Annotated in this window: 10 protein-coding genes; 6 read left to right on the top strand and 4 right to left on the bottom strand. The window is 67.8% G+C overall.

Annotated features, from left to right (window positions below; genetic code table 11):
- Nucleotides 1–352 precede the first annotated feature (352 nt).
- The gene (locus tag ACEN9K_RS03550; RefSeq protein WP_018771717.1) at nt 353–991 is read left to right on the top strand and encodes an NAD(P)/FAD-dependent oxidoreductase; all 639 of its coding nucleotides are present in this window, start codon (nt 353–355) and stop codon (nt 989–991) included.
- A 49-nt stretch (nt 992–1040) separates the two neighbouring features.
- On the opposite strand, the gene ACEN9K_RS03545 is transcribed toward ACEN9K_RS03550, so the two are convergent.
- Entirely contained in the window at nt 1041–1694 is a 654-nt protein-coding gene (locus tag ACEN9K_RS03545) for a copper resistance CopC family protein (RefSeq protein ID WP_018771718.1), read from the bottom strand.
- Nucleotides 1695–1805: 111 nt separating this feature from the next.
- Between ACEN9K_RS03545 and ACEN9K_RS03540 the strand changes: the two genes are divergently transcribed.
- Nucleotides 1806–3245 carry an NCS2 family permease gene (locus ACEN9K_RS03540; RefSeq protein WP_056392274.1) on the top strand — a complete coding sequence of 480 codons (1440 nt, stop codon included), beginning with the start codon at nt 1806–1808 and terminating at the stop codon, nt 3243–3245.
- 31 nt (nt 3246–3276) lie between these two features.
- Here the strand turns inward: ACEN9K_RS03540 and ACEN9K_RS03535 are convergent, their stop codons facing one another.
- Nucleotides 3277–4581: a cation:proton antiporter gene (locus ACEN9K_RS03535; protein WP_056392276.1), complete on the bottom strand. Its 1305-nt coding sequence runs from the start codon at nt 4579–4581 to the stop codon at nt 3277–3279.
- Between the two features lie 229 nt (nt 4582–4810).
- Between ACEN9K_RS03535 and hutG the strand changes: the two genes are divergently transcribed.
- Nucleotides 4811–5800, top strand: a complete 990-nt coding sequence (hutG, locus tag ACEN9K_RS03530; protein ID WP_495635183.1) for a formimidoylglutamase — start codon at nt 4811–4813, stop codon at nt 5798–5800.
- Between the two features lie 19 nt (nt 5801–5819).
- On the opposite strand, the gene ACEN9K_RS03525 is transcribed toward hutG, so the two are convergent.
- Nucleotides 5820–6488 (bottom strand): response regulator, encoded by a 669-nt coding sequence (locus tag ACEN9K_RS03525; protein WP_018771722.1) that lies wholly within the window; start codon nt 6486–6488, stop codon nt 5820–5822.
- Complete coding sequence (locus tag ACEN9K_RS03520) at nt 6485–8065, bottom strand: sensor histidine kinase (protein WP_018771723.1); 1581 nt, start codon at nt 8063–8065, stop codon at nt 6485–6487. Before ACEN9K_RS03520 ends, ACEN9K_RS03525 begins: the two co-directional genes overlap by 4 nt.
- 309 nt (nt 8066–8374) lie before the next feature.
- On the opposite strand from ACEN9K_RS03520, the gene ACEN9K_RS03515 reads away from it, so the two are divergent.
- The 3 genes from ACEN9K_RS03515 to ACEN9K_RS03505 are packed head-to-tail and all read left to right on the top strand — an operon-like array spanning nt 8375 to nt 11424.
- Nucleotides 8375–9385 (top strand): Bug family tripartite tricarboxylate transporter substrate binding protein, encoded by a 1011-nt coding sequence (locus ACEN9K_RS03515; protein ID WP_018771724.1) that lies wholly within the window; start codon nt 8375–8377, stop codon nt 9383–9385.
- A complete protein-coding gene (locus ACEN9K_RS03510; RefSeq protein WP_018771725.1) occupies nt 9382–9885 on the top strand; it encodes a tripartite tricarboxylate transporter TctB family protein in 504 nt (167 codons plus the stop codon). Before ACEN9K_RS03515 ends, ACEN9K_RS03510 begins: the two co-directional genes overlap by 4 nt.
- A complete protein-coding gene (locus ACEN9K_RS03505) occupies nt 9886–11424 on the top strand; it encodes a tripartite tricarboxylate transporter permease (protein WP_018771726.1) in 1539 nt (512 codons plus the stop codon).
- Nucleotides 11425–11481: the final 57 nt, after the last annotated feature.

Raw genomic sequence — 11481 nt, 5'->3', positions numbered from 1 at the left:
CCCCCAGCGGCACCGGCAGGAAAAGGGCCGTTCCCGATTCCCACTATTCTCCGTCCCCCAGGGCTTAGCAAGCCTGTTCAGGGGCGGGTAGGCCGGGTTATCCACAGGCCCTCCGGAGCGGCTGGGAAAGCGCCTTCATGTCATCAGAAACGTTTTCCTCATTGGGCTATCCACGGCCGCATTTGTTCTGTAGTCTTCAGGACATTGTTGGTCCGGGACGCCAACCGCAACTTCCTGCGCGCACTGTCCCGGGCCATGCGCTGCGGCCGTACTTGGGGGTAACGGGACGCGGGCCGGCGAGGACGCCGGCACCTGCCGAAAGCTTCGAAGGAGGGAAACTGTAGTGTCAAGCATGCCTGGGGATGCCCAGACCGAACAGACCACCACTGTCATCATTGGCACGGGCCTGTCCGGGCTTGCCGTGGCCGCAGAACTGCGCCGCCACCGCGTGGCCTCCATTGTGGTGGACGGGCTGGACATCCTCGGCGCCGGGCAACCCGCAAACACGTCATCGCTGCAGCGCTGCGACGCGGCGGACAGCGACACCCTCCGGGAGCGCAACGAGATCCTGCGCCATCTGCGCAATTACGCCACAAGCCACAGCGTGGACGTCCGGAACACAACCCGCGCGGTCCAGCTGACCATGCTCCAGGGACCCGGGCACGGCGCCGCTCCGCAATGGCAGGTGCACACCCCCACCGGCATCCTGGTGGCCGACCACATCGTCCTGACCAGGTGCGCCCACAGCCAGCTGCGGCGCATGCTCAACGACTTCGGGATCGCCGTAGGCCGGAACGTGGCAGCGGCCATGCGGGCCATTGGCATCTACCTGGTGGGAGTGGGTGAGCTGATCACGCCGTCGCCCAAGGAAGTACTGCGCCAGGCCAAGACGGTGGGCCAGGCCATCTCCGCCAAGGTCAATCCCGGCAGTGGCCACCCGTCCGGCGGCGCCTTCCCGGCAACGGGCAGCTTTGCGGTGCTGACCTGCTGACAGCCCTGCCCGCCGCCAGGCCGGAGCCGGCCGGCCCCCCCGGGCCGGGCTACCCCCGGCCGTCCTCCCCGGCATCCATGCCGTCCCCGTCATCCCCGTCGCCTGTGAGCCGGCGCCGGGCCAGGACGCCGAGGGCCACCAGCAGCCCCACGGCAACGGCCGCAAAAATCACGATGCTCCACTGGAAGGGCTCGCCGGCATTGGCAGGCACGGACGGCTCCTCCGTAACCCCGGGCTGTGCTGTACCCATTCCCGGGACTGCACCCGCCGCCGTCGGACTGGCCGGGCCCGCCGTTGCGGACGGGTCGCCTGTGGCCGCGGTGAAAGTGAATGTGCCCTCAATGGGGTGCGAGTCCGAACTGACCACGCGCCATGCCACGGTGTACTTCCCCGCGGGGCCGCCTGGCCGAAGCTTTTGGGTGGCCACGTTGTCCACGATCTGCACGGACCCCTCAGCCCATTCGGTACCGCCGGCGTCCTTGACCGAGAACGACGAGCCGATGCCCAGCGGCTTGTTGCTGAAGGTCACCGAAACCTCGCCGGGCGGCGCCGGCAGCGCCGCACCCTGGGCCGGGCTGGTGGACTCTGCGGCATCATGGGCGCTGGCCGGGCCCGCCAGGCCCAGCATCGCGGCGGCGAGGACAACGGAGAGGACGAAGAAACCGGGCACAAAGCCCAGCAGTCGGCGGCGGACGTGGCGCATGTTTGGGCTGCTCCTTGTGTTGGCTTCCTTACAGACTAGGCGCATTTGCCGGCCCATTCCCTGCCGCCCCCTTAGGATGCAGGTATCCCCACACACTTCCCCGGAGGACTAATGCTTAAGCAAGGCTCTGCCCTGGACCGGTATTTCAGGGTCACCGAGCGCGGTTCCAACCTTTCCCGCGAGATCCGCGGCGGGTTCGCCACCTTCTTCGCCATGAGCTACATCGTGGTGCTGAACCCGCTGATCCTGTCCGGTCCGGACTCGAACGGCACCACACTGGGCTTCACCGCCGTGGCCGCCGTGACCGCGTTCGTGGCAGGCATCCTGACCATCCTGATGGGCGCCTGGGGCCGGCACCCCTTCGCGCTGGCCACCGGCCTCGGCGTGAATGCCTTCGTGGCCGTCACCGTGGCCACGAACCCGGAACTCAGCTGGCCGGACATGATGGGCCTGGTGGTCCTCTCCGGCGTCACCATGCTGATCCTGGTCCTCACCGGCTTCCGGACCGCCGTCTTCAAGGCCGTGCCGGACGGCCTCAAGACGGCAATCGTGGTGGGCATCGGCCTGTTCATCGCCCTGATCGGGCTGGTCAACGCCGGATTCGTGCGGCGCATTCCGGACGTTGCAGGCACCACGGTGCCCGTTGGCCTTGGCTTCGAAGGCAAGCTGCTGGGCTGGCCCACGGCCGTGTTCGTTTTCGGCCTGATCCTGACCATCGCCCTTGTGGTGCGCAAGATCAAGGGCGCCATCCTGATCGGCATCATCACCTCCACCGTGCTGTCCGTGATCCTTGAGACAACCCTGCACATCGGACCCAGCTTCGACGGCAAGAACTTCAACCCCCAGGGCTGGTCCCTGGTGGCGCCGGCGTTCTCCGGCTGGGCCGCCCCTGACCTGTCCCTGATCGGCAAGGCCAATCCCTTCGGCGCCTTCGAACACCTCGGCTTCGTGGCCGCCACCCTGCTGGCCTTCGTAATCCTGCTCAGCATCTTCTTCGACGCCATGGGCACCATGGTGGGCCTGGCCAACGAGGCCGGAACGGTGGACGAGCACGGCAACATTCCCGACGTCGACCGCGTGCTCCAGGTGGACGCACTCGGCGCCATCATCGGCGGCGGCGCTTCCGTCTCCTCCAACCAGATCTATGTCGAGGCCGGCGCCGGCATCGGCGAAGGCGCCCGCACCGGTATCGCCTCGGTGGTCACCGGCCTGCTGTTCCTGGTGGCCATGTTCTTCACCCCGCTGATCAACCTGGTGCCGTTCGAGGCAGTGGCCCCGGCGCTGGTAGTGGTGGGCTTCATGATGGTGTCCCAGGTGGGCAAGATCGACTGGCAGGATTGGGGCATCGCCATCCCGGCGTTCCTGACGTTCACCCTGATGCCGTTCACCTACTCCATCGCCAACGGCCTGGGCGCAGGCTTCATCGCGTACGTCCTGATCCGCACCGTCCAGGGACGGGTCAAGGACATCCACCCGCTGATGTGGGCCGTGGCCGCGGCGTTCGCACTGTTCTTCGCCATCGGGCCCATCGAGGCCGCACTGGGCATGTAGCTACACCCCTGTATAGCTGCACGGCATGCAGCTATACAGGGGTGTTCGGCGCGAGTCCCTCGTCGCCGGACACCGCCAGCGCCTTCCTTTCGCGCAGCCGGTCCAGCCGGTTCATGAGGGGCGAGGTGGTGGCGCCATGGATCACGATGGACAGCGCCACCACCAGCCCGATGAAGGACCAGAGCCAGTGTGCCTGGTCCGTGAAGTGGCCTTCGCCCAGCGCAAAGGCCAGGTAGTACACCGACCCGATGCCGCGGATGCCAAAGAAGGAGAGCGCCACGCGTTCCCGCGGCCCGGTCTTGCCGCCCAGCAGGCCCAGCCAGCCGGCAAGCGGCCGGACCACCAGCAGGAATGCCAACGCCACCAGCACTTCCCCCAAGCCAATCCCTTCAAGCAGCCCACGGGCGATTGCACCGCCGAGCAGGACCAGGATCACCACCGTCAGGAGCCGTTCCAGCTGCTCCACGTAGGAGTGCAGCACCCGGTGGTAGCCGTGGGTGCGTTCAGCTGCGCGGATGGTCACGGCGCAGACGAAGACCGCGATGAATCCGTAGCCCGCCACCATTTGCGTCAGCCCATAGGCCAGGAACGTCGCCGCCAGGGCCACGAACCCCTCGGAGTGGTTGGACAGCCTGAAGCTCTCCGCATGGGCGGAGAAGAAGACCCTTGCCAGCAGCTTGCCGGTGAGGAAGCCCACCAGCAGCCCGATGGCCAGCCGCCACAGCACGTCCAGCCCGAACCATTCGCCAAACCAGGCAGTTGGGCTTGCCCCGGCGACGCTGATGGCAATGGCCAGGTACACGAACGGGAAAGCCAGCCCGTCGTTCAGCCCGGCTTCCGAGGTGAGTCCGAACCGGACCTCATCCTCCTTGTCGGTATGGCCATCCTGGTCCGCGGGCTCGCCCACCTGGACTTCGGACGCGAGGACCGGGTCCGTGGGGGCGAGGCTGGCGGCCACCAGCAGGGCCGCGCCCAGCCCCAGGCCCAGGAACCACATGCCCAGCAGCGTCAACCCCAGGATGCACAACGGCATGGCGATGCCCAGGAGCCGCCACGTGGTGGACCAGCGCTTGCGTCCCACCGGCCGGTCCAGGGCCAGTCCGGCGCCCATCAGCGAAATGATCACGCAGACCTCCGCAAGGTGCATGACAAAATCGCCGTGCTCCACCGGGTTGGGGTCCGGCAGCGATGGAATCAGCGCGAACGCCCCCATCCCGGCACCAAGGAAAACCATGGGCATGGACAGCGGCATGTCGCGCAGCAGCTTGGGCAGGACCGCGGCGATGAAGACGGCGATGCCTGCCGCGGCAAAGAGGATGTCTGGGGCTTCGAACATGGGGAAGGCTCTCCAGCCTGGAATGGTTGCGTGGATCCGGAAGCGGACACGCCACGCTTCGATGGGGCGGACTGCTCTCACCATAACCCCTGCACCCGGCATATCCCCGGCGCAGTAAGAAGTCCGGGTACCTGGAAGCCGGGTCCTGGAGTTAGGGGGTTCTTGGATCCCGGACAGGACGACGGCGGCGTTGCTGGTTTTCGTGCCCCGCATGCGGTGAGCTTGAGTCATGTCCCTCCAGCTCCCCGCCGTCGATGTCCCGCCCCAGCTCTGGACCGGGAGGTTCGACGGCGACGCTCCCGGCCACCGCCGATGGTGGCAGGCAGTTGACACGCTGGACAGCACCACGGCGGGTGCGGGGGACGGGATGGGCGCGCAGGGTACGGGGGGTACGGCGACCGGCAGGCCCGTGGCCCTGCTGGGCTTCGCCAGCGACGAGGGAGTGCGCCGGAACAAGGGGCGCACCGGAGCGTCCGCCGCCCCCGCAGCCTTGCGGAAGGCGCTGGGCCCGCTCGCTTTCCACCTCGACCGGACGGTGGCTGACCTCGGCGACGTGGCGGTGCCCGGGGAAGACCTGGAAGCCGGGCAGGAACGGCTTGGCCGCGCAGTGGCGGCCCTGCTGGACGCCGGCCACCAGACCGTTGTCCTGGGCGGCGGCCACGAAACCGCCTACGCGAGCTACCTCGGCGTCAGCGCCTCGTCGGCGGTCCGCAACGGGCAGCGGCTTGGTGTCCTGAACCTTGACGCCCACTTCGACCTCCGCGACGAGCCGGTGCCCAGTTCCGGGACCCCGTTCCTGCAGATGGCCCATGCGGAAGCGGACGCCGGGCGGGAATTCCGCTACGCCGTCGTGGGCATCTCGGAGCCGAACAACACCCGGGTCCTGTTCGACACCGCCCGGACGCTGGGCGTTCGGTACCTGCTGGACGAGGACTGCGACGCAGAGAGGGTGCGGGACTTCGTGGACGCCTTCCTGGCGGACATCGACGTGCTGTACCTGACCATCGACCTGGATGTGCTGCCCGCGGCCGTGGCGCCCGGGGTGAGCGCGCCCGCGGCCTACGGCGTGCCGCTGCCTGTTATTGCCGCCGTGTGCCGGCAGGTGGCGCGGAGCGGGAAGCTCCTGCACCTGGACGTTGCGGAGCTGAACCCGGCCTTCGATATCGACGGCCGGACCGCCAAAACCGCAGCGCGGCTGGTGGACACGCTGCTGCGCTGAAAGACGCCGCAGCCCGGAATCAGGCTCCCTTCAGGACGTACCGGCGCTCCGGCCGTCCCACGCCGTACTTGAGCCGCACCTCAAGGGTGCCTTCGTCGTGCAGGTATTCCAGGTAGCGGCGGGCGCTGACGCGGGAAGTGCCCAGTTCCTGGGCCACTTCTGCGGCTGACACGTCACCGGCGGCAGCGTTCAATGCCGCCTCCACCAGCTTCAGGGTCTCGATGCTGCAGCCCTTGGGGAGCGGACGTTCGGCGCGGTCCAGGCCGAACACCCGGTTGACGTCCGACTGCTCGGCCACGTCCTTGGACGCGTCAAGGCCTTGGTAGGCATTGCGGTAGTGCTCCAGCCGCTCCTGCAGGTCCGTCTGCGAAAAAGGCTTGATCAGGTAATGGACAATGCCGCCCCGGAGCGCCTTCCGCACGGTCTCCACCTCCCGTGCGGCACTGATGACCAGCACGTCCAGCTCCGGTGCCACCGCTCGCAGGCGCTGCATCAGGTCAAGGCCATTGATGTCCGGAAGGTGGATGTCCAGCAGCACCAGGTCCGGCTGGAGCCGTTCGGTTTCCGCCACGGCCTGGGCCCCGGTGTGTGCCGCACCCACCACGGCGAAGCCCGGCGTGCGCTGGATGAAGCCGGCATGCACCTTGGCCACCATGAAGTCGTCATCGACGATCAGGACCTTGATCATGGCTGGGTACTCCCTCGTTTCAGCACGGCGGTAAAGACAGCCCCATTATCGTTGGCCACCGCCAGGTTCCCGCCACTGCGGCGGCACACCACCCGGGACAGCGCCAGCCCGAAACCGCGGCTGCCGGCCGGGCCCGGTTCCTTGGTAGTGAAGCCCTGGCGGAAGATGTGGTCCGTGGAGCTGCCGGGAACGCCGGGACCATTGTCCCGCACCGTCACCACGACGTCTTTCCCTGCCTTGCCCTCCACCCGCACCGTGACGGCTCCCTGCGGAAGCCCGGTGACGGCGTCGAACGCGTTGTCCACCAGGTTCCCCACCACGGTGGTGAGGTCCCGGGACAACTCGTCATCAACGGGGTCCAGCACGGAGTCGGGGTGCAGCTGCAGGGCCACGCCCCGTTCGGTGGCGAGGCTGGACTTGGCGATCAGCAGGGCAGCGAGCGCGGGATCCTTGATCCGGCCGGTCACTTCGTCATTGAGCCGGGTCCGGTCCACGGTGGCACCGTTGACGAACTGGACCACGGAGTCGTACTCGCCGATCTGGATCAGGCCGGAAATGACGTGCAGCTGGTTGGCGAACTCGTGCGCCTGGGCCCGCAGGGTGTCCGTGGCAGTGCGGGTGGTGCCGAGTTCCTGCTCCAGTTCGGAGAGTTCCGTGCGGTCGCGAAGGGTTGTGACCGAGCCGATGACCCGGCCGCGGGACTGGATGGGCACCCGGTTCATCACCACCAGCCGGTCCCCCACCAGCACCAGCTGGTCCGGCCCGGGCTGGTCCCGGGTGAGGACTTCCTTGAGGGCGGGTTCGACGGCGAGGCCCGCCACGCGTTTGCCCACGCAGTCGGGCGGAAGTCCCAGCAGGGCGCGGGCGCTGTGGTTGGCCACCGTGATCCGATCGTGCAGGTCCAGCGCAACCACACCCTCCTTGAGGCCGTGCAGCATGGCTTCGCGGTTCTCCACCAGGCTGGTGATTTCGCTGGGTTCCATGCCGAGAGTCTGCCGTTTGACCCGCCGCGAGAGCAGCAAGGAGCCGGCAATGCCCAGGACGCTGGCGACGCCCAGGTACGTGAGGAGGTTGGGGACGGCGTCGCCCAGCCGCTCGAGCACGGTGGGATAGTTGCGGCTGATGGAGGCGATCCCGATCATGCGGCCGGTATCGTCCAGGACCGGGACGTGGGCGGAGAGGAGCGGGGCGGGCGTGCCGCCCACCACTCCGGTCCAGGCCCTGCCTTCCATCACCCGGCTGGCGCCGAGCTCCAGCGGCTCGCCCAGCAGGCTGGGGTCCGAGGACGCCACCACGGTGCGGTCCAGTTTCGCGAGCGCGACCCGGGAGGAGCCCGAGACGATCCGGACGGATTCCGCCACCGACGGCAGGACGGCCCCGCCGCGCGGTTCGGCGTCCGGGAGGAGTTCGCGCACCACGGGGTTGCCGCCCAGGGCTTCCGCGGCCGACAGGGCACGCCTGCCTTCGATCCGTTCGAAGGCGGCCGCGGACTGGGCCAGGGAGATGGCCACCACGCCCACCAGGACGGCCAGGACAATGAGCAACTGCAGCAGAAGGTACTGCCCCGCGAGGGACATTCCTCGTCGTCGAGTCACAATGGTCTTCCTGGAGTTGCTGGTTGGGCCGGGAGTTGTCCGGCGGGTTTGGCTGGCCCCTTATGCGCGCAGCAGCGCGGGCCCAGGGCCGGGGTTGGTACCGGGAACTATATCCCAAAGCCCGCGGCCGGGCCGTTGTGGGGGTTTGGAAACGTGAACGCAATGAACACAACTTTCTCTGCGTACACAAGAGTGATCGGCGTCACGGCCGCCCCTAGCATCGGAACCACAAGGCATCGGAACCGCAAGGCAGCCGATGCCGGTCAGATTTGTTCGAGAGAAGAGGAACACATGCGCCAGATCCGCGCATTGCGAATTGCCGCCGTTGCCGCCGGCATCGCCCTGATGGCCACCGGTTGCGGTGCCACCAGCAAGAGCTCCACCGGTTCGGAAAGCTCCGGCGCCGCCGCCGGACCCATCACCGGCCTGCAGATCATGGTCCCCAACACCCCCGGCGGCGGTTACGACACCACCGCCCGCGCCGCCGCGAAGGTCCTCGACGACGAGAAGATCTCCACCAACACCGAGGTCTTCAACCTCGCAGGGGCCGGCGGCACGGTGGGCCTGGCCCGCGTGGTCAACGAGAAGGGCAACGGCGATCTTGCCATGCTCATGGGCCTGGGCGTTGTCGGCGCCAGCTACACCAACAAGTCCGAGTCCAAGCTGACCGACACCACCCCGCTGGCCCGGCTGATCGAAGAGCCCGGCGCCATCATGGTCAGCAAGGACTCCCCGTACAAGACCATCGATGACCTGGTGAAGGCCTGGAAAGCCGATCCCGGTTCCATCGCCGTGGGCGGCGGCTCCTCCCCCGGCGGCCCGGACCACCTGCTGCCCATGCAGCTGGCCGGGGCCGTGGGCATCGACGCCACCAAGGTCAACTACGTTGCCTACGACGGCGGCGGCGACCTCCTGCCCGCAATCCTGGGCAACAAGCTGGGCTTCGCCGCTTCCGGCGCCGGCGAGTACCTGAAGCAGATCGAATCCGGCGAGGTCCGGGTCCTGGCCACCAGCGGCGAGAAGCGCCTGGACGGCGTGGACGCACCCACGCTCAAGGAATCCAACATCGACCTGGTGTTCACCAACTGGCGCGGCGTCGTGGCCCCTCCGGGAATCAGCGACAAGGACAAGGCATCCCTGATCGCAGCCCTGGAAAAGATGCACGGCACGGCCGGCTGGAAGGAAGCGCTGAAGACCCACAGCTGGACCGATGCCTTCATCACCGGTGACCAGTTCAAGACCTTCCTCACCGAGCAGGACAAGCGGGTGGCGGACGTCCTCACCAAGCTTGGGTTGGCGTGACCTCCCTGACCACAGGCCTCAAAGGCCGCTCCGAGCTGGGAGTTGCACTCCTGCTCGGGGCGGCCGGCGTCCTGGTCTTCCTGGATGCCAACGGCCTGGTAACCCCGTATTCGAAGTCCGACCCGGTGGGTCCCAAAACCGTTCCGTTCATCGTGGCCGGAATGCTGGTGGTCTGCGCCGTGCTGCTGGCCGTCAACGTCCTGCGCGGCGGCAAGGGCGAGGCTGAGGGCGGCGAGGACGTCGACCTCACGCACCCCGCCGACTGGAAGACCGTCCTGCCGCTGGCCGGCGCGTTCATCCTGAACATCCTGCTGATCGACTGGGCCGGCTGGGTGATCTCCGGAACCGTCCTGTTCTGGGGCAGCGTCCTGGCCCTCGGCAGCCGCCGCTACGTCCGGGACGGCGCGATCTCCGTGGCCCTGTCCCTGTTGACCTTCTACGGCTTCTACCTCGGCCTGGGCATCGCGCTGCCGGCCGGCCTCCTGGAAGGAATCCTCTAAATGGACGTCTGGTCCTCCCTGATGGACGGCTTCGCCACCGCCCTGACCCCCATGAATTTCCTGTACGCCGTCATCGGCGTCGTCCTGGGCACCGCCGTCGGTGTCCTCCCCGGCCTGGGCCCGGCCATGACCGTTGCCCTGCTGCTCCCCGTCACCTATGCCCTGGAACCCACCAGCGCTTTCATCATGTTCGCCGGCATCTACTACGGCGGCATGTACGGCGGTTCCACCACCTCGATCCTCCTCAACACTCCCGGCGAATCGTCCTCCGTGGTCACCGCCATCGAGGGCAACAAGATGGCCAAGGCGGGCAGGGCGGCGCAGGCGCTTGCGACGGCGGCCATCGGCTCGTTCGTCGCCGGCACCATCGGCACGGCGCTGCTGGCCGTCTGCGCGCCGATCGTGGTGAAGTTCGCAGTGAGCCTTGGTGCACCCAGCTACTTCGCCATCATGGTCTTGGCGCTGTTGGCGGTCACGGCCGTACTCGGTTCGTCGCGCTTGCGCGGCTTTGCTTCCCTGGGCCTGGGCCTGGCCATTGGTCTTGTGGGCATGGACTCCGTGACCGGCCAGCGCCGCCTCACCTTCGGCCAGCCGCTCCTGGCGGACGGCCTGGACATCGTGGTGGTGGCCGTGGCCATCTTCGCCGTGGGAGAGGCCCTCTGGGTGGCCGCGCACCTGCGCCGTACCCCCCTGCATGCCATTCCCGTGGGCCAGCCCTGGATGGGCAAGTCCGACTGGAAGCGCTCCTGGAAGCCCTGGCTGCGCGGGACCGCCTTTGGCTTCCCGTTCGGCGCACTGCCGGCAGGCGGCGCCGAGATCCCAACCTTCCTCTCCTATGTCACGGAAAAGCGCCTCAGCAAACACCCCGAAGAGTTCGGCAAGGGTGCCATCGAGGGCGTTGCCGGTCCGGAAGCGGCCAACAACGCGGCGGCCGCCGGCACCCTGACCCCCATGCTGGCGCTGGGCCTGCCAACCAACGCCACCGCCGCCGTCATGCTCGCCGCCTTCACCAGCTACGGCATCCAGCCGGGCCCGCAGCTTTTCGAAAGCCAAGGGCCCCTTGTGTGGGCGCTGATCGCCAGCCTCTTCATTGGCAACCTGCTGCTCCTGCTGATTAACCTCCCGCTGGCACCGATGTGGGCGAAACTCCTGCAGCTGCCCCGCCCCTACCTGTATGCCGGCATCCTGTTCTTCGCCACGCTGGGCGCCTACTCGGTTAACCTGCAGGCGTTCGACCTGGTGATCCTGCTGGTCCTGGGCGCACTGGGCTTCATGATGCGGCGCTTCGGGCTTCCCGTCCTGCCGCTGATCCTTGGCGTGATCCTGGGTCCGCGGATCGAAGGGCAGCTCCGCAAGACCCTGCAGCTGAGCGCGGGTGACCCGGCAGGGCTCTTCAGCGAGCCGATCGCTGTCGGGATCTATGTCATCATTGGCCTCATCCTGCTCTGGCCCTTTGCCTACAAGCTGTACCGGCGCAGCCGTCCGGACCGCAGGCCGCTGGTTCCCGCCAATTCGGGCGCAGCTGACTACAGCGACTGAGCAGGCCCGCCCCGTCGCCAGATCCCACTACCCGCATCGAGCAGAAAAGGAGACTCC

The organism is Pseudarthrobacter sp. Pseusp20 (assembly GCF_059492155.1).
Note: the sequence above shows the minus strand (reverse complement) of the source record. Positions and strands in the feature narration are given on the sequence as shown.

Coding starts and splice junctions, on each gene's coding strand:
- ACEN9K_RS03525 (WP_018771722.1), bottom strand. CDS start 6,488: ATGATCAAGGTCCTGATCGTCGATGACGACTTCATGGTGGCCAAGGTG.
- ACEN9K_RS03540 (WP_056392274.1), top strand. CDS start 1,806: ATGCTTAAGCAAGGCTCTGCCCTGGACCGGTATTTCAGGGTCACCGAG.
- hutG (WP_495635183.1), top strand. CDS start 4,811: ATGTCCCTCCAGCTCCCCGCCGTCGATGTCCCGCCCCAGCTCTGGACC.
- ACEN9K_RS03505 (WP_018771726.1), top strand. CDS start 9,886: ATGGACGTCTGGTCCTCCCTGATGGACGGCTTCGCCACCGCCCTGACC.
- ACEN9K_RS03520 (WP_018771723.1), bottom strand. CDS start 8,065: ATGTCCCTCGCGGGGCAGTACCTTCTGCTGCAGTTGCTCATTGTCCTG.
- ACEN9K_RS03535 (WP_056392276.1), bottom strand. CDS start 4,581: ATGTTCGAAGCCCCAGACATCCTCTTTGCCGCGGCAGGCATCGCCGTC.
- ACEN9K_RS03550 (WP_018771717.1), top strand. CDS start 353: ATGCCTGGGGATGCCCAGACCGAACAGACCACCACTGTCATCATTGGC.
- ACEN9K_RS03515 (WP_018771724.1), top strand. CDS start 8,375: ATGCGCCAGATCCGCGCATTGCGAATTGCCGCCGTTGCCGCCGGCATC.
- ACEN9K_RS03545 (WP_018771718.1), bottom strand. CDS start 1,694: ATGCGCCACGTCCGCCGCCGACTGCTGGGCTTTGTGCCCGGTTTCTTC.